An 18105-nucleotide genomic window follows, 5' to 3' on the forward strand; every position below is an offset into this window, starting at 1 on the left:
CGTGCTATAGTTCGCTTTGTTGCTAGTTTGAAGGGGAAAGTTTATTCAAAAGTCAATTTGTAAAGAGGGGAAGGTGTTATTTTGATTAAGGATCGGAATGTTTCAGAAACAGAGCAAAGTTTTTTTCAAAGGACAATAGTATCTATCTATCAAGCGTTAGAATTTATAATGAAATATACAATGATTCTAATAATAATAATGTCAATATTTGTGATAATTGCTGCTGTTTATTTTAAAATATATGAGGGTATAGGGGCGGGTGTATTCCTCTTAATTTCGTCATTATTTGCATATTTGGTGTTTTTTAAGAAAAGTAAAAATGCCTAAATTAATAGCAAAAATAAAATTCCAAAGATTAACAACTATAATACGTTATTTGAAGAGGGAAAGTTTTGAATATGGCATGAATGTATAACAGTAAGAAAACCTTCTCTTTTCGTTAAAATGAGAAGGTTTTTATTTTTAATCTATATGATTTAAGTAAAGGTAGTTAAAGGTGGAAAACTTGGATATGGAATATAAAAAAAGAAGATTTAGATAAATTTCGGATGATATGTAAACATCGTTGGAGTCCTGAGGATGCTTTAGGATTTATGATAGGAACAATAAGGGAACGTAATGAAACTAAAAATGCCTAGAGTAACTGGTGACAGTATGAAGTTAAAGAGGAAAGCGAAGCAAGATTATGTGAATTATGAAAAGTCTTTTCATAATAATAAATCATTCTAAGGGAGCTGATTTGTTTTGAAGAATGGAAGATCAATTTGCAGCTAAGTTTAAAATGTGGCGGAGTAAGTTGGGTGAATCATAGACGTAAGAAAAAGAAACCGAAACAAATAAGAAAAGAAGCTGTTCAGATAAAACCGATAGTAGAAGAAAAACCACTAAAGAAGAGTAGCAACAAGTTGGTCGATATTCTCCTAGGTATTCTTCTTTTTCCAATTCTTATATGGGCTGTCTTGGAAGGTTGTACAACACAAGTAAGCAAAGGGAAGACTTTCCTTATTATCGTTTTCTTTCTCTTAATTACAATAGGGTTATCTATGATAGGAAACAAATAAGGGGGAGTTCAGATGTTTAAGAAGAAGGAGAAAAAAACATTTACGTTAGATTGGTAAACACACAAGGGGAAATCATTCGAGAGTTTAATTGTACAGAAAAAGACTTGCGAAAAGTAAAAGAAAATGATACTGAAATTCGTTTGGTTGTAGATAACTCATATGAGATGGTAGCAACCGATGAACAACTAGAAAAATTACGAGTTATTAAGCAGTATGTTTTTAATATTCGCTGCTCAAATTAAATAACATTATTATTTGCAAAAATCGAATCCATTAAAATAAAAACAAATTTAAAATAACTGTAATAACCTCCTAGCATATTGTTGATGGGAGGTTATCACCTTTCTGAAGATAAAATTAAAGAGCTTTATTATCTCGATATAATTGTGATGACAGTAATGTTTTTACTAAGTGAGTGCAGTTTCGGGGGAAACAAAAATAGAGTATGAGGGATATGCTTAAGTGAAAGAGAGAAGAATATTTAGAGCTTTTGAGGAGAAAGAAGGCTATTTGAACTATCAAAAGTATTCTGATTATGTACGGTAATTAATATAGAGATAATATTATCTGAATATAGTTACACAAAGATAAATGTACTTAAAAAGTTAGGAATGTAATGGGATTTTAGTGAATGAAAATTATTTAAACTGTATAGAAGGTGAAAAGTCAGGATGTGGAATATAAAAGAGGAAGATTTAGAAGCATTTCGGATGACATGCAGAAGGCGTTTAAGTCTTGAAGGTGCGACGGGATTTATGCTCGGAACGATATTTTATACTTCATTATTTATGGTTATTATTTTTATAGGAGGAATAGATTATTATACTACCTTGTTTGATAAGGTAATTGTTAGGATTGAATTAGTGTTATATGGTTTGCAAGTAATGTTTTTAATTCTATATTTATTCCCTAAAGCTCGTTATAAATTTCAAAAATTACAAACGCTCGTTATATTATTATATGCATTTCAACTTGGAACTATCGGATGCACGTTATTTGTTCTTTCTGGAATGATTGAGCATTCAATTGATCTCAATACACGTGTTTATGTAGGTCTATTAGTATTAGGTGGAATTATTGTTCATATTGTGACAACAGTTGATACATTTAAACAAGCAAGCGAAGGTGCATTTAGTAGTGGGGACAAATCAGATTCGTTTTTTAGTAAAACAAAGGGACATGTTATACAAGGTGCTGTAATTTATGTGTTAATTCTTCTTGTTTTGATTTATATAAATAATAATTACTCATTAAACACAATGTTTGGTTATGTTATGTGTAATGTTGTTATGTATGCAGTAGCCATTGGAGCGGCAGAATTCCAACTATTGGCGTACTGTAGATTTAAATTCAAGTCATTTAATATGTCATGGGAAGAGAATGAGAGAATGCGTGGGAGAATTCGAAAACAAAATAAGAAATTCAAAACGAAAAATAAATAATATATTAATAAAATTTTAGTGCTAGAAAAATAATTGAAACGTATAGAAGGTGAAGAGCCAGGATGTGGAATATAAAAGAAGAAGATTTAGATAAGTTTAGGATGACATGTGAATATCGTTTAAGCCCTGAAGGTGCTACAGGATTTATGTTTGGAGGAATAGTTTATAGTTCAGTATTCATGTTTTTTATTTTTGTAGGAGGTTTGGATTATTATCATACTTTTTTTGATAAAACAATTGTTAAAACTGAAATTGTTTTATATAGCTTACAATTCATCTTTTTAATTCTATATTCATTTCCAAAAGCACGTTATAAATTTCAAAAGTTACAAACGCTCGTTGTATTATTATATGCATTTCAATTAGGTACAATAACATTTACAGCGTTAGTTCTTCCTGGGATATCTGATTATTCAATTGACCAAATGACTTTAATTTGTGTAGGGTTATTATTTGTAGGAGCAGCTATCGTTCATATTGTGACAACAATTGATACATTTAAACAAGCGAGTGAAGGTGCGTTTAGTAAGGATGAAAGATCCATCTCATTTTTTAGTAAAAGAAAAGGAGATGTGATGAAGTGGGCTACAATATATGCGCTAATCCTGTTTATTTTGATATATTTTCATAATGGTTATGGAATTGATGTTTTAGTTCTTTATGCGGTAGGTATTGTTTTACTGTATACAGTAGCCATTGGAGCGGCAGAATTTCAACTATTGGTGTACTGTAGATTTAAATTCAAGTCATTTAATATGTCATGGGAAGAGAATGAGAGAATGCGAGGGAGAATTCGAAAGCGAAATACAAAATCCAAATCGAAAAGTAAATAAGAGTGAAATAGAATTGAAGTAAATGGAAATTATTTAAACTGTATAGAAGGTGAAATGTCAAGGTGTGGAATATAAAAGAAGAAGATTTAGATAAGTTTAGGATGACATGTAATGATCGTTTAAGTCCTGAGGGGGCTACAGGATTTATGTTTGGAGGAATACTATTTAGTTCAATAACCATTTTTTCTATTGTTTTATCAGCCGGGTGGGATTACTGCATGCTTCTCTTTAATATAGGAATTGTTAAGTTAGAAGTATTCTTATATATTATACAAATAATTCTTTTCGTCATTTATTCATTTCCGATAGCTCAATTTAAATTTCAAAAACTACAAACCCTTGTCGTATTATTATGTTCATTCCAATTGGCAACAATAGCTCCTATTGCTTTGACTGTTACTAAAATGGCTAATAATTCAATTGATTGGATTACAATACTGTATGCGGGTTTATTGCTTTTAGGAGCAGTAATTTTTCATATCGTAACAACAATAGATACATTTAAATTGGCAAGTGAAGGTGCGTTTAGTATGGATGAGAGGTCTGCTTCTTTCTTTAGTAAAACAAAAGGAAAGATGATGAAGTGGGCTACACTATACGCAGTAACTATTCTTATTTTGATATATTTTCATAACGATTATGGGTTTGATGATTTATTTATGTATGTAGTAGGGACCTTTTTAATGTATACGATAGCAATCGGTGCAGCTGAATTTCAGCTATTAGCATATTGCAGATTTAAATTTCCGTCATTTAATAAAACGTGGGAGCAACATAAAAGAGAGACTCCAAGATATCGAAAGAAAAATAAAAAAAGTAAATCGAAACGTAAGGCATAAAGAAAGTGTGTATTGTAAGTTTTGATGATGAAAAAGTAATAATTTATAGGAGAGTATTTGAACTACGAAAAGAAAATTTACTTATGTAAGGTGATAAAAGTGATTAGTAGGTTATCTAATTGAAAATATAGAGTGGGTAGTGTGATGATGAAATGAACAAAAAAAGGGTTTCTAAAATGATTACTATCATAATAGCAATCAGCCTATTACAAGCATGTAGTTTTTTTGAAAAAAAGATAGATTATGAGCCGTTTGTCAAAGCTTTGGATGAAGGTGACATGAAAAAGGTTATGTCTGCGAGTGATGATGGATATGCGTATGTGAAACAAAGAGGTATATATAGTACATATGAGCAAAAGGAAGATGGAGAGCACAGTAAAACAATTTATCAAACTTCGAAAGGTATATATAATACGAAAGATAAAAGTTTATATGGAAATACAACACAAGAAATTACCTCGAAAGTAGATAATAAAAATTATAGAGAAGAAGTTAATTATAGTACAAATATTAGTTATGAGAATGGACAGGTACAAAGTACGGATTCAAGTCTGGATGTTTCATACGTGAACTTAATTGTAGATCGTTTAAAAGGGATTGGGAAACTAAAGATGAAGCCAGGAGATGATATAAAAAAGTTTGGTCAGCCTAGTACTGTTGGATATAAACTAACTGAATCAGAGTTTCAAAGTATTATTAATGATAAGTTGAAAATACAATATGATGAATATGGTGGTGGATCGATCGCACTGCATATTGAGTTTACAAAGGGTTCAGAGCAGATATTGGAAGTAAGTATTGTAATGAATTATAATAAGAGAAATGAAGAAGGAAAGTTAGTAGAACACATATCACAAATACATACATATTTTGATAGTCACCAAGGTAATAACAAAGATGCGAAACAGGAATATATTGATTTTAAAGCAAAGTATAATGAGACGCAGTAATATTTAGAAGGGCATTTGTACGGAAAGATAATAGCGATATAAGTGTGATAAGTGTTTCATAAATATAGTGGAAAGAATTTGAGGATAAACGCCCCAATTGCTGGAGTAGATGCAACTGGGGCGTTTATCCCGCTTTAATGGGCAGTAAGACCCCCACCTCAAAATGCAGCGAAAGCAAAGAAGTTAGGTGGGGGATCAACTGCCCATAAAAGTCCGATTGGTTCAACTAATAATCAGTGGGGGATGGAGAAAACCCCCCACTGATTAAAGTTTCACTTTATCTGTCTAAATTTAGTTTGAATGCATACCATTTTTTAGTTAGAGTCCTCGCTCCTCAAGTAGTTTCTTCATAATAACGGTGTGAAGTTTTTGTGTAATCGGCTTTTATTGCTAAGTTACAACTATTTCCTCTTATAGAGTACTTCTTATTATCGATACATCGTCCACATTCCAATGTCTTTAAATCCTAGTCGTTTATAAATTCGTCCAGCAGCTGGATTGTTATAAAATAAACAAAGTGTTCGGCCTTCTTTCGTAAAGTCTTGGATCATTTTTTGTAATATGAGTGAAGCGTAGCCATTTCCGCGATAATTCGGGTGTGTACATACACCAACTACCATAGCGGATAATGAATTTTCAGCGGAAGTAGAGGCGGATGCGATGATCACGCCATCTTTTTCAATATAGTATGTGCGTCCTGTATTTGTTTCGATAGTCTGACTTAATATTTTCTCTGATTCATTGGTAGTCGGAAATTCAGCGATGTCACTTCGTAATTTCATAATTCGTTCTATATCATCGAGTGAGGCAAGTTTAATTGTTTCATGAATTGGTGTGCTAGGTAAGTTGTTGTCATTTAGACATTCGCAAAAATACATTTCATTTTTAGTACCTAGTTGTATATTTGAAGCAGTTTCAAATTGTTCTACGATAGTCGACTTACCAGAGAGTTTAAGTGGCTTATATGCGGAAAGAAGTGCCTCATAATCAGTGGTAATAAATTCTTCTTTACTATAGGGTATAAATGAATCGTGGAATCGGAGTAGAATTGATTTTAATGTTCCATTCTCTTTAAATACTCCCCATAATTCTTGAAAATCTGTGTCATAACCGAAAGCTTCAATATCTCCAATAATAAACAAGTTAAGGGCTGCTTCTTCTTTTAGATAAGCGAATACTTGTTCATGATCTTTCTTTGTTAATTTTCGCATCATAACGAATCGACCTCTTTTTTATTTTTCTAAATATTACAACTTAAGTTTTTTGAAATCAATATAAAATTTTATGTTTAGTTCACAAACTTTCGGAAAAACTAGGAAAGATATGACAAAGGAGGTTATGAACGGTGGATCATCCAATTCAAGGGTTAATGAAAGCAGCAATGGAAAATTTAAAAGAAATGGTTGATGTAAATACGATTGTTGGAGAGCCTGTTCAAACGGCTGACGGTGGTGTGGTGTTAACGGTTTCTAAAGTAGCGTTCGGTTTTGGAGCAGGAGGTTCTGATTTCCAAACGAATGATGGACAAAGAGCGAACGGTAACGCTGCATTTGGTGGCGGTAGCGCGGGTGGTGTTTCGATTACACCAGTAGCATTTCTTGTGGTGAATAAAGATGGAGTAAATATTCTTCATTTACAAAATGCGACACATTTAGCAGAAAAAATGATTGAATTAGCTCCGCAAACAATTGATAAAATTCAATCGATGTTCCAAAAAGAAGAAAAGAAAGAGGGAAATCATCATCCTCAAAACCCTGATGAAATCCTTTAAAAACGCCTGCTTATGAGCAGGCGTTTTTTCTTGTAATCACTATGTAATAAAACACATGAAATTGTAAATAGTTTTTGAAGTTTTTTCTATGTTTCTAAAATTTTTCATGTTAAAATATGCTATAGAATTGAAACATATAAAACGAAGGTGGCTAGGTGCTTTGTCTGGAGGATCTGACCAAGTAAAGAATATGATATATATTAATGGTAATCGTCGAGGTCATTGTTTTATTACATCAGGAATTACGTTTAAAGAGTTTGCGAGTAACATCCCTTCACCGCTTCATCAAGTGTTGCTTTTGAAGCACAACTTTGAATGGACGGATTTTCATTATCATACTTTATTTGAATATGTTGAGGAAGAAAATATACATAAGTTAATTCAAGCAGAGATTGATGAATTTGATGAATTTTGTTGGGTAGATTTTGATGATGCAAGCGATTTAGATGAATTAGAGCCGAAAGAAATTGCAGAATTATTATATTTGGCTCACAAAAAAGAACCACTTGCAAGAACATTCTTTCCGCTGTTGAAAAATCGATTTGTTTATTTTTCACATGATGACGGATGGTACAACAAAGTGTATTATCGTAGAATTGCTGATTTTGTAGGAATGTTAAGTAAAGTCATTCCGTATAAACTCGGTGCTTTCGGTAAGAAACGTTTTTCTTTCTTCCAAAAATCAAAAATTTTCCCAGCAATTTCAAAAGAATTGATCATGGGGCTGATTCCACTAATGGAAGATGGTCTTTACATAGATCTAGCAGGGAAGATTGAGTCAAGAAGAGGTCTTGAAATTCCGGTATATGTAGTTGGTTCGTATGAAAGTACGGATGAGGTGTTAGATAATATCGATGAATTGAAAGAGGAAGCAACAGAAACAGGTTGGCTCATTTTTGATAAGAAAGAACAAGAGTGGCAATGGGTTGTTGACTAAGAAAACTTGGCGTATGAAGTCAAGTTTTCTTGTCATTTGAAAGGAGTACAAATGAAGAAATATTATACAATTGTGGGTATTATAAGTATTATTCTCGTGGCAATATTACTTATAACTTGTCCGAAAGAATCAGATTTTAAAGTGTATGTAGAGGATAAGTATGCGTTGAATTGTAATGAGAGTAGTTTTGAATGCACGCAAAATGTAGATGGTAAAAAAGAAAAACTACAATTTGAAAGTACAGATGCACGAAATGGTGTATTCTTTATGACTGTAAAGCAAACATTTAAAACAGAAGCTGGTGTTTCAAAAGAATATAGCGGAGTAGGAATGTTTGGTACATTTCTTTTTGTTTCAGAGAAGACTTTCTAGTAATAGAAGGTCTTTTTTTTATGCTTATGTTCATATAGATGAAGTAAGACAAGCATAGGAGGGATAGCGATGAAGAACACATGTATCGTTTGCGGTGGTGAGGAGTTTTTTTCCTCAACGTTATATGCACGTACGAAACAAGATTGGGCATATGCACCAAACATGTATCGATTTGAAAAAGTATTTATTGAGCATCGAGATGAAGAAAATTATCCAGTGTTTCAAGAAATTACAGCGAAACATTGTTGTGGATGCGGTCATATTATGTTGTATCATGAATGAACACACCAAGTATAACTTGGTGTGTTTTTTTAAAACGCTGACAAAGCAAGCGGATAAAGTAAAGTAAATAAAACAGAAAAACTACCAAAGCCAATTGCTGTATATCCAAGTGTTCTTGCTCCGAAATTGACAGCTAATAGGCCAACTAAAATTGCTAGGGAGCCGAGCGTAACTGGATAAAAAGCAATGGAGAATAACGAAAGAAATAAAGCGACATAGCCTACCATTGCGCCGGTATTTGTACCTTCTATCTCATTTGCAATTTCTTTACGCTTATGTCTAATTGGAATGCCAGCTGGTGATATTTCAGCAGCATACTCTTCGTTTTTTTCACCACTTTTAAAATGATGATTTCTCTTTCTTCGCATGTACATCCCTCTCTTTCAATTGGGTGTATCTATAGTATCTTTCAAAATGAGAAGAGCATGAGTATGAGTTAAACCCAAGTAAAGCAAAAATTGGAGAATACGCATTCCATCGTTAACATATCCATCTCCTAGTGAAGATAAAGTGTGGGATTTTTTCCACTAGGACTGATTATCAGCCAGCAACAATTGGATTTTTATGAGCAGTTCTCTCCCATTAACTGGTCCGCATCCATTGAATTTTGAGGTAGGTATCTTACTGCAAGCGGGATAAAACAGGAATTTTGGAAAATGATGTAGAATGAAATGAATGATAATACGTGAAGGTAGGGGAATGTATGACGAAATTTAATTGGCACGAGTCAGCGGAGAAGAAATGGGATAGTAGTGCAGAGTTTTGGAATCAAAATAGTCAAGAGATGTGGGACAGCGGGAGCAGAAGTACAATTATTCCATTTTTTGAACAATACGTGAAGAAAGAAGCACAAGTGCTCGATGTTGGTTGTGGTGATGGCTACGGTACATATAAATTAAGTCGCGCAGGCTATAAAGCAGTGGGAGTAGATTTATCGGAAGTGATGATTCAAAAAGGTAAGGAGCGCGGAGAAGGACCGAATTTATCTTTTATAAAAGGAGATCTTTCTGCATTACCATTTGAAAATGAGCAATTTGAATCAATTATGGCAATTAATTCTTTAGAATGGACGGAAGAGCCATTACGAGCGTTAAATGAAATAAAGCGTGTGTTAAAGAAAGATGGATATGCATGTATTGCAATTTTAGGACCGACAGCAAAGCCACGAGAGAACAGTTATCCTCGCTTGTATGGAAAAGACGTTGTTTGTAATACGATGATGCCTTGGGAATTTGAACAGTTAGCGAAAGAACAAGGTTTTGAAGTTGTAGATGGCATCGGCGTATATAAGCGCGGAGTAAATGAGAAGATGCTAGGTCAACTACCTACAGAGTTACAACAATCGTTAACATTCTTATGGGTATTTATGTTAAAAAACGTATAAAGAAATGAAAGAATTTTTAGGAGGTAAATAAGTGCAGAAAATACAAAAAACTGATACAATATCATCAGAACCAATTAAAGGGGGACTAGGGTATATGACAACTACTACAACAGTGAAATCCGATATTGAAATCGCACAAGAAGCGAGTATGAAGAAGATTCAAGAAATTACAGCTGATTTAAATATTTTAGAAGATGAATTAGAGCCATACGGGCATTATAAAGGTAAGTTATCTCTTGATATTTTTAAGCGCTTACAAGATGAGAAAGACGGTAAAGTTGTTTTAGTAACAGCGATTAACCCAACTCCAGCTGGAGAAGGTAAATCAACAGTAACAGTTGGTTTAGGTCAAGCTTTTAATAAAATTGGTAAGAAAACAGTAATTGCACTTCGTGAACCATCTCTTGGACCAACGATGGGATTAAAAGGTGGAGCAGCAGGTGGCGGTTTTTCACAAGTCGTACCAATGGAAGACATTAACCTTCACTTTACTGGAGATATCCATGCGATCACAACTGCCAATAACGCATTAGCAGCGTTTATTGATAATCATATCCAACAAGGAAACACACTTGGAATTGATACGCGTAAAATCGTTTGGAAACGCTGTGTTGACTTAAATGATCGTGCCCTTCGTAATGTAGTAATTGGTCTTGGTGGACCTGTACAAGGTGTACCACGTGAAGACGGTTTTGACATTACAGTAGCATCTGAAATTATGGCCGTGTTCTGCCTTGCAACAGATATTCAAGACTTAAAAGCACGTCTATCTCGCATCGTAGTTGCTTATAACTTTGCAAATCAACCTGTAACGGTTAAAGATTTAGGTGTAGAAGGTGCGTTAACGCTATTATTAAAAGACGCATTAAAGCCAAACTTAGTACAAACGTTAGAAAATACACCAGCTATTATTCATGGTGGACCATTTGCGAATATTGCTCACGGTTGTAACAGTGTTATCGCTACGACAATGGCAGCAAAATTAGGTGATTATGTTATTACAGAAGCTGGATTCGGTGCTGATTTAGGCGCTGAAAAGTTTTTAGATATTAAAGCCCGTGCAGCTGGTATTAAACCAGAAGCAGTTGTTATTGTTGCGACTATTCGTGCGCTTAAAATGCATGGCGGCGTTGCAAAAGATCAATTAAAAGAAGAAAATGTAGATGCATTAGCAAAAGGTATGGAAAACTTACAGAAGCATGTTGAAACAATTCAAAGCTTCGGTGTGCCTTTCGTAATTGCAATTAATAAATTCATTACAGATACAGATGCAGAAGTTACATACTTACAAGAGTGGTGTAATGAGCGTGGCTATGCAGTATCCTTAACAGAAGTTTGGGAGAAAGGTGGCCAAGGCGGAGTTGATCTTGCTGAAAAAGTACTAAAAGAAATCGAAAAAGGTGAAAACAACTACGCACCACTTTATGAATTAGAATTACCCTTAGAAGAAAAAATTCGTACAATTGCTCAAAAAGTATATGGCGCAAAAGATATTGAATTTGCTCCGAAAGCACGTAAGCAATTAGCTCAATATGAAGGAGAAGGTTGGAGTAACCTACCAGTTTGTATGGCGAAAACTCAATACTCTCTTTCTGACGATGCAACAAAATTAGGTCGTCCATCTGACTTTATCGTTACAATTCGTGAGTTAAAACCATCTATCGGTGCAGGCTTTATCGTTGCGTTAACAGGTACAATGTTAACAATGCCAGGTCTTCCAAAACAACCAGCAGCACTTCAAATGGATGTAAATGAAGATGGAAAAGCAGTAGGTTTATTCTAAAAGGTTGTAATTCATCTCGTTTATCTGTAAACTATATATACATCAAGTGGCGCCTTTCCATCGAAAGGCGCCTGTTTTTTGGAGGAAATTATGTTTGATCCAACTGCTTTTGACAATTTAAAAGTAATCGTAGAAGGTGCTGTGTATGATTTTGATCTACATGGAGATATTCTTGTAACAGATCGAAAAGATATGATGGACCTTGCTTCATTAAGTCGTATATATCATATCTCATTTCAATTAACAGAACCGTTTGAACCATTAGTAGAAGCAACATTTTCATTATCTGTGGATGCAAAGAACTTGTCTGGTGAAATACTAGAAGTGCCTCAGTTTACACCAGGTTGTGAAATGAAGCTAGCATTTTCATTCCCGTTAGAACAACCAGAAGTAGGATGCGAAGAAATTGAAACTTTAATGCGTTCTATATGGGGAAAAGAAAGAATGATTATGCAGAAAGTTTCATACGAATATAATAAGCAAGCGATTTCATATCATAATAAGGTAGAGGTTCTATTTCAAAAAGCGATTACAGAAGACCATGTTGATGATTTAATAGCTGTTATTTCACACATGATAGAAACGGTGCGAACAATACAGCATTTTCTTCAAAAATAGAGATAAAGGAGAAAAACAAATGATAAAAGATATGCAACCATTTTTACAAGAAGCTTGGGAGAAGGCTGGTTTTAAAGAATTAACTGAAATTCAAAAACAAGCGATTCCAACTATTTTAGAAGGACAAGACGTTATAGCTGAATCTCCAACTGGAACAGGAAAAACATTAGCGTACTTATTACCCCTTTTACATAAAATTAATCCTGAAGTAAAACAGCCACAAGTTGTTGTTTTAGCACCAACACGTGAACTTGTCATGCAAATTCATGAAGAGGTTCAAAAGTTTACAGCAGGAACTGAAATTTCAGGGGCATCTTTAATTGGTGGTGCAGATATTAAGCGCCAAGTTGAAAAATTAAAGAAACACCCGAGAGTAATTGTCGGTTCACCAGGACGTATTTTAGAATTAATTCGAATGAAAAAGTTAAAGATGCATGAAGTAAAAACGATTGTATTTGATGAGTTTGATCAAATTGTAAAACAAAAGATGATGGGCGCAGTACAAGATGTAATTAAATCTACAATGCGAGATCGTCAATTAGTATTCTTCTCGGCGACAATTACAAAAGCGGCAGAAGATGCTGCACGCGATTTAGCAGTTGAACCACAATTAGTGCGTATAACACGTGCAGAGTCAAAAAGCTTAGTTGAACATACGTATATCATTTGTGAGCGACGCGAAAAAAATGATTACGTAAGAAGAATTATGCATATGGGCGATGTAAAAGCAGTTGCTTTCTTAAATGACCCATTCCGTTTAGATGAAATTACTCAGAAATTGCAATTCCGTAAAATGAAAGCAGCAGCTCTTCATGCAGAAGCAAGTAAGCAAGAGCGTGAAGCGACGATGCGTGCATTCCGTGGTGGGAAACTAGAGATTCTCCTTGCTACTGATATTGCAGCACGCGGTATCGATATTGATGATTTAACACATGTAATTCACTTAGAGTTACCAGACACAGTAGACCAATACATTCACCGCTCAGGACGTACTGGACGTATGGGTAAAGAAGGAACAGTAGTTTCTCTTGTAACAGAACAAGAAGAACGTAAATTACTGCAATTTGCGAAAAAACTAGGCATCGTATTTACGAAGCAAGAAATGTTCAACGGATCATTCGTAGAAACGAAACCGAAAGCACCAAAGAAAAAGAAACCAGCATTTACTGGGAAGAAAAAGCCTAGATAAATAATGGGGAAGGCGTAACTATTTGTAGTTACGTCTTTTTTTATTTGCAATTGAATAATACAAGGAGGTTTATTAATGGTTATTAAAATGTATCTATCATCATTTTTTAAATCAACATATGTAAAAGGAAGTAATATAAAAAAAGTCGAATATTAAATTGATGCGAAATAATAAAAAGAAGGTACATATATGGATAGGAAATTAGGAATGTTTTTGAATACGAAACATATTGAAGTAAACGAAGGAATACAAAAAGCAAGGGAATGGGATTTAGAATATATTCAATTATATGCTATGAATAAAAACTTCAACTTAGCTAATATTCCAGTGGTAGAATGGACTGCTTTAAAGAAAAGCTTATCTTTTAATGGAATAAAGATTCCATCATTAGCAATTAGTTTTGGAGAAAATGGAATTACAGGAACAGAAGTTGACAGTGCAATAGATCAGATTAAATATATTACTGACAGAGGTTTGGAGCTGGGAGCAAAGATAATAACAGCTCATATTGGGAAAGTTCCAGATGATGAAAAAAGTGAGTACTATGATAAAATGATACGGGTTTGTTATGAGATAGGGGAATTAGCATTCAAACTTGGGGGAGTCTTTGCTATTGAGACGGGATCTGAAAAAACAATAGTATTAAAACAATTTTTAGAAACTGTAAACTCGAAAGGACTAGCTGTTAACTTTGACCCAGCAAATTTAATAAGTGATGTAAATGAAAATCCGGAAGAAAGTTTATTACTATTAAAAGATTATATAGTACAAACTCATATTAAAGATTGTAAAGAAGTGAAAAGCGATCGTTCAAGTAAGTATATAGAAGTAGCAGTAGGAAATGGTGAAGTGGATTTCGATATATTTTTCAAAGTATTAGATGAAATTGGATTCGACGGATATAACATGATTGAAAGAAATGATTATTTTGACGAACTGGATGGGATGAGTCAGTCGATAAATTTTGCAAAGAAGTACATACCAACTCAAAAGGAATAACGATAGCACCTGTGGAAACCTACATAGAATATAAAAAACCATTAGGGGGAAATGAAATGATCCATAAAGTTGGACAAATTATGCTGTATGTAAATAATCAAGATGAGGCAGTAAATTTTTGGACGGAAAAGGTAGGGTTTCATGTAGTAGCAGAGGAAGATAACAAGCAAGGAATGAGATGGATTGAAATCGCTCCGACTAATGGTGCTGAAACGAGCATTATACTACATAATAAAGAAGTTATTTCGAAAATGAGCCCAGAATTAAATCTTGGTACACCGTCCTTAATGTTCTTCTCAGAAAATCTGGATCAATTATATGCAGATTTAAAAAATAAAAATGTTACTGTTGGAGAAATGGTAACTATGCCTTCTGGTAAAGTATTTAACTTTGCTGATAGCGAAGGGAATTATTTTGCGGTTATGGAAAAGAACAAATAGTAATATTACTATGTGAAAATCCCCCTCAAATATATTGAGGGGGATTACATGTTTGAAGTGGATTTTTCATTAGAGAATTGATTAATATAAAATACGCCTTTTTCAATGGCTGTCTCAATATAACCAACGATTTGGTCAAACGTAAACACTTGTAAGTCTTCATGCAAATTTTGCTCCGGATACAACATATCTTCAAAAAGATACTTTCGAAAAGAAAAAACGTTTTCTTTAGAAACTTCTTCAATATCCATGATGTGAGCCTCTTGGTTGAGAAGAGAGAAGAGTTGCTGTTCTGTATCGTAATGATGAAGCAACTTTGCATTTAATAATTTAAAATCGTTATAGTACAGGGGTGCGATCGTTTCGTCATTTTCGATTCTATTTTTTAGCCAAGGTAGAAAAAAGCCGCTTAGCCAATTGTCATCGGCAATGAGATGGGTGTAATAGCCTAAGAGAAAAGGGGAATCCATATGAGCTTTATATTTTTGAAAAAAAGAATTGAAATCTATCCTTCTCGTATAGTTTTTCGTTGTACCAGCGTAAAAGTGTGAAGTTCCTTTTTCTTCTGCTGAATGAACCGCATCAGGGGCTACACCTCCAAGTATGAAAGAAGTTTTATCTTGGATATATAGTTTTTCGGCAATCTTGATAGCGATAATAGCATGCATAATTCGTGATCCCATGAATGACACCTCGGTTTCAAGTATTCATTTCAGGAAGAGGACTGAACAGTTAGTATTACTTTCCCTGTACTTTTTCTACTTTCGACCCATTCATGTGCTTTCCCTGCATCTTGAAGCGGAAAAGATTTCGTTGCTTTTACTTTTAGACTGCCATCACGTAAATAACGGAAAACTTCATTTGCAGTTTCTTGGAGTAGTTCAGGACGTTTTTTTCGTGTAGTGCCAAAGCTAAAACCGAGTATAGAGCGACAACTTGCGTGTAAATCTTTCGTTTGGAAATTACCAATTTCACCGCTAGCATTACCGAAATGAATGAGGCGACCATAATAAGCGAGACAATTTAAACTTTTTTCTGAAACCGTTCCAGAAATAGAGTCTAAAATTACATCAACCCCTTCACCGTTTGTCAGTTCGTTGACTTTCTTTACAAAATCCTCATCTTGGTGACAAATAACATAATCAGCTCCAGCATTTAAAGCTATTTTTCTTTTTACTTCACTTCCGACAGTACCAATAACGGTTCCAGCCCCTAATCGTTTTGCAAGTTGAATAGCTGTTGTACCAATTCCGCCAGCCGCAGCATGAATGAGTACAGACTCGCCTTGTTGAAGCCTTGCAACATTTGCGAGTAAATTATAGCTTGTAAAAGATACAATCGGACAAGCAGCTGCAGTTTGAAAATCGACTTCATCAGGTAAAACGAAAGTAAGGTTTTCGTTTGCGACAACGTATTCTGCGTAAGATCCATTTTGAGGAAAAGCAATGACACGTTGTCCAGGATGAATATTTTTCACTTGAGAACCGACACGTTCTACAATACCAGCGGCATCTATCCCTGGTATAAAAGGTAGTGCTTTATTTCCTTTTTTACCATAACGGGATTTAATATCGGCGAAATTCACACTAGTAGCAACAACACGAATTAAAACTTGATCTTCTGAAATAGCGGGTATATCCACATCTGTATATTTCATCACTTCAGGACCACCGAACGACGTTACAACGATAGCTTTCATTATATGTCCTCCTAAATTTGACTATATAAAACATTTTAAATGTTCATTAGAAATTGGGAAATTATATAATAGTTATGCGACTTTATAAGTGAAGCTTATGAACTCAATGAATCATAATATTAATTTATATAAAAAAACTTTTAAAAAATCGAACGAAATATGAATTACCTGCCAATATATAGTGTAAGACAAAGGAGGGCTGGAATATGAAGGGTGAAATAGATTACGCACATTTAATTCAATTAACTTTATCAGGCAATAAAGAAGCGTATAGCGAATTGTATGATAAAACGATTCAAGAAGTATATAAAACAGCACATTTTTTAATTGAAGATAAAACAGATGTAGATGATGTCGTTCAAGAAATATACATACAACTATATGAATCGCTTCGTAAGTATGATAGTGAGAAGCCATTTCGTCCTTGGCTAATTGGACTTGCGATTAAACAAATTCACTCTTATAGAAGAAAGAGGTGGATGCGACTACGCATTATAAAAAAAGCAGAAGAGCAAAGAAAACCAGTACAAATTGATTTTTCTAACGATGTTGTAAGTAAAATATCAAACAAAAAACTAATTGAACTCATTCATAAATTACCGTATAAATTGAAACAAGTTATTATCTTAAGATACTTACACGATTATTCACAAGAAGAAGTAGCACAAATATTACATATTCCAATTGGTACTGTGAAATCTAGAATTCATTCGGCATTAAAGAAACTACGTCAAAAAGAGCAAGTAGAAGAAATCTTTTTAGGAGAGGTAGGGAATGTGAAATGAGTTTAGATTGTAGAGTTAGAGAATCTATACGAGAAGAAGCGAAGGGGATTGTTGCCCCGCCGGAGTTAAAAGAAAAAGTAATCGTTCAAATTAAAATGAATCAAGGAGGGCGTAAGAGAAAGAAACATCTTATTGCAGGAGTGCTTGCAGCAGCTCTTTTAATCCCGACGACTGGTTTCGCGTATCAATCTATTATGGCGGATGGTATATACGGATCTTTTGAGAATTTAAAAAAACATGCCGGAGCAATGACATTAGAAACGTATATGCGTTTTAATGCAAAATTATCAGAAGCGAAAGATGAAATGGGTACGAAGGAATATGAAGAGTTTACAAAAGAAATGAAAAAATTAACTAGTGCAAAGCTTGCGTACGGAGATTCGAACGGTAATATAGATTACGATCAATTATCACCAGCTAAAAAAGAGGAATTGAAAAAGGTAGTAATGGAGCTTCATCCGTATTTTGATAAATTAAATGGCCATAAATCTAGTAAAGAAGTACTAACTCCTGAAGAGTATGAACAATATATGGAGGCATTAATGTCATATCAAACTGTGTTAGTAAAAACGAAATCGAGTGGCGGGATAACAGTAGAAGAAGTACCTGAGGCGTACAAAGAAAGATTTATTAAAGCGGAGCAGTTTATGGAGTATGTAGATGAAAAGGTGAGATAAGTAAAAAAGCTCAAAGCTTTCTTTCGTTTAACTATTACATATTG

The 18105-nt window shown here is 34.0% G+C and carries 22 protein-coding genes; 18 read left to right on the plus strand and 4 right to left on the minus strand.

Annotated features, from left to right (window positions below):
* The first annotated feature begins 81 nt into the window (after positions 1-81).
* From DOS87_RS30090 to DOS87_RS10395, 6 genes are all read left to right on the plus strand, one after another.
* On the plus strand, positions 82-327 hold the full coding sequence (locus DOS87_RS30090; RefSeq protein ID WP_000588631.1) for a hypothetical protein: 246 nt from the start codon (positions 82-84) through the stop codon (positions 325-327).
* A 473-nt stretch (positions 328-800) separates the two neighbouring features.
* On the plus strand, positions 801-1061 hold the full coding sequence (locus tag DOS87_RS10370) for a hypothetical protein (RefSeq protein ID WP_002083293.1): 261 nt from the start codon (positions 801-803) through the stop codon (positions 1059-1061).
* 671 nt (positions 1062-1732) lie between these two features.
* Complete coding sequence (locus DOS87_RS10380; protein WP_000267147.1) at positions 1733-2503, plus strand: hypothetical protein; 771 nt, start codon at positions 1733-1735, stop codon at positions 2501-2503.
* Between the two features lie 62 nt (positions 2504-2565).
* Positions 2566-3336, plus strand: coding sequence for a hypothetical protein (locus DOS87_RS10385; RefSeq protein ID WP_098831075.1), 771 nt, complete (start codon positions 2566-2568; stop codon positions 3334-3336).
* A gap of 62 nt (positions 3337-3398) precedes the next feature.
* Positions 3399-4175, plus strand: coding sequence for a hypothetical protein (locus tag DOS87_RS10390; RefSeq protein ID WP_000267122.1), 777 nt, complete (start codon positions 3399-3401; stop codon positions 4173-4175).
* Positions 4176-4351: 176 nt separating this feature from the next.
* On the plus strand, positions 4352-5125 hold the full coding sequence (locus DOS87_RS10395; RefSeq protein ID WP_000628346.1) for a DUF3952 domain-containing protein: 774 nt from the start codon (positions 4352-4354) through the stop codon (positions 5123-5125).
* 428 nt (positions 5126-5553) lie between these two features.
* Here the strand turns inward: DOS87_RS10395 and DOS87_RS10400 are convergent, their stop codons facing one another.
* Positions 5554-6339, minus strand: coding sequence for a GNAT family N-acetyltransferase (locus DOS87_RS10400; RefSeq protein ID WP_000984757.1), 786 nt, complete (start codon positions 6337-6339; stop codon positions 5554-5556).
* Between the two features lie 131 nt (positions 6340-6470).
* On the opposite strand from DOS87_RS10400, the gene ytfJ reads away from it, so the two are divergent.
* The 4 genes from ytfJ to DOS87_RS10420 all read left to right on the plus strand — a co-directional run bounded on the left by ytfJ (position 6471) and on the right by DOS87_RS10420 (position 8487).
* Positions 6471-6896 carry a GerW family sporulation protein gene (gene ytfJ / locus DOS87_RS10405; RefSeq protein ID WP_000349986.1) on the plus strand — a complete coding sequence of 142 codons (426 nt, stop codon included), beginning with the start codon at positions 6471-6473 and terminating at the stop codon, positions 6894-6896.
* Positions 6897-7056: 160 nt separating this feature from the next.
* Positions 7057-7833 carry an oxalate:formate antiporter gene (locus DOS87_RS10410; RefSeq protein ID WP_000014087.1) on the plus strand — a complete coding sequence of 259 codons (777 nt, stop codon included), beginning with the start codon at positions 7057-7059 and terminating at the stop codon, positions 7831-7833.
* A gap of 51 nt (positions 7834-7884) precedes the next feature.
* A complete protein-coding gene (locus DOS87_RS10415; RefSeq protein ID WP_000761171.1) occupies positions 7885-8205 on the plus strand; it encodes a hypothetical protein in 321 nt (106 codons plus the stop codon).
* 69 nt (positions 8206-8274) lie between these two features.
* Positions 8275-8487 carry a hypothetical protein gene (locus DOS87_RS10420; protein ID WP_000798747.1) on the plus strand — a complete coding sequence of 71 codons (213 nt, stop codon included), beginning with the start codon at positions 8275-8277 and terminating at the stop codon, positions 8485-8487.
* 29 nt (positions 8488-8516) lie between these two features.
* On the opposite strand, the gene DOS87_RS10425 is transcribed toward DOS87_RS10420, so the two are convergent.
* Entirely contained in the window at positions 8517-8855 is a 339-nt protein-coding gene (locus DOS87_RS10425; protein ID WP_001253201.1) for a hypothetical protein, read from the minus strand.
* A gap of 335 nt (positions 8856-9190) precedes the next feature.
* Between DOS87_RS10425 and DOS87_RS10430 the strand changes: the two genes are divergently transcribed.
* The 6 genes from DOS87_RS10430 to DOS87_RS10455 all read left to right on the plus strand — a co-directional run bounded on the left by DOS87_RS10430 (position 9191) and on the right by DOS87_RS10455 (position 14900).
* Complete coding sequence (locus DOS87_RS10430; protein WP_061666634.1) at positions 9191-9871, plus strand: class I SAM-dependent methyltransferase; 681 nt, start codon at positions 9191-9193, stop codon at positions 9869-9871.
* Between the two features lie 94 nt (positions 9872-9965).
* Positions 9966-11654, plus strand: a complete 1689-nt coding sequence (locus DOS87_RS10435; protein WP_086396575.1) for a formate--tetrahydrofolate ligase — start codon at positions 9966-9968, stop codon at positions 11652-11654.
* Positions 11655-11744: 90 nt separating this feature from the next.
* On the plus strand, positions 11745-12272 hold the full coding sequence (locus DOS87_RS10440; protein WP_000460216.1) for a hypothetical protein: 528 nt from the start codon (positions 11745-11747) through the stop codon (positions 12270-12272).
* 19 nt (positions 12273-12291) lie between these two features.
* Positions 12292-13461, plus strand: coding sequence for a DEAD/DEAH box helicase (locus tag DOS87_RS10445; RefSeq protein WP_000588599.1), 1170 nt, complete (start codon positions 12292-12294; stop codon positions 13459-13461).
* A 189-nt stretch (positions 13462-13650) separates the two neighbouring features.
* Positions 13651-14460 carry a sugar phosphate isomerase/epimerase family protein gene (locus DOS87_RS10450; protein WP_000375201.1) on the plus strand — a complete coding sequence of 270 codons (810 nt, stop codon included), beginning with the start codon at positions 13651-13653 and terminating at the stop codon, positions 14458-14460.
* 56 nt (positions 14461-14516) lie between these two features.
* A complete protein-coding gene (locus DOS87_RS10455) occupies positions 14517-14900 on the plus strand; it encodes a VOC family protein (protein WP_000581472.1) in 384 nt (127 codons plus the stop codon).
* Between the two features lie 44 nt (positions 14901-14944).
* Here the strand turns inward: DOS87_RS10455 and DOS87_RS10460 are convergent, their stop codons facing one another.
* Both DOS87_RS10460 and DOS87_RS10465 read right to left on the minus strand, forming a co-directional pair.
* Positions 14945-15583, minus strand: a complete 639-nt coding sequence (locus DOS87_RS10460) for a zinc dependent phospholipase C family protein (protein ID WP_000535582.1) — start codon at positions 15581-15583, stop codon at positions 14945-14947.
* A gap of 29 nt (positions 15584-15612) precedes the next feature.
* Positions 15613-16599 (minus strand): quinone oxidoreductase family protein, encoded by a 987-nt coding sequence (locus DOS87_RS10465; protein WP_000644643.1) that lies wholly within the window; start codon positions 16597-16599, stop codon positions 15613-15615.
* A 206-nt stretch (positions 16600-16805) separates the two neighbouring features.
* Here DOS87_RS10465 and DOS87_RS10470 point away from each other — a divergent pair, with 206 nt between their 5' ends.
* Both DOS87_RS10470 and DOS87_RS10475 read left to right on the plus strand, forming a co-directional pair.
* Complete coding sequence (locus DOS87_RS10470; protein ID WP_098578243.1) at positions 16806-17384, plus strand: sigma-70 family RNA polymerase sigma factor; 579 nt, start codon at positions 16806-16808, stop codon at positions 17382-17384.
* Positions 17381-18061, plus strand: a complete 681-nt coding sequence (locus tag DOS87_RS10475; RefSeq protein WP_000050700.1) for a DUF3600 domain-containing protein — start codon at positions 17381-17383, stop codon at positions 18059-18061. Before DOS87_RS10470 ends, DOS87_RS10475 begins: the two co-directional genes overlap by 4 nt.
* Positions 18062-18105: the final 44 nt, after the last annotated feature.

Source organism: Bacillus sp. CR71 (assembly GCF_003429245.1).
Lineage (GTDB): Bacteria > Bacillota > Bacilli > Bacillales > Bacillaceae_G > Bacillus_A > Bacillus_A thuringiensis_S.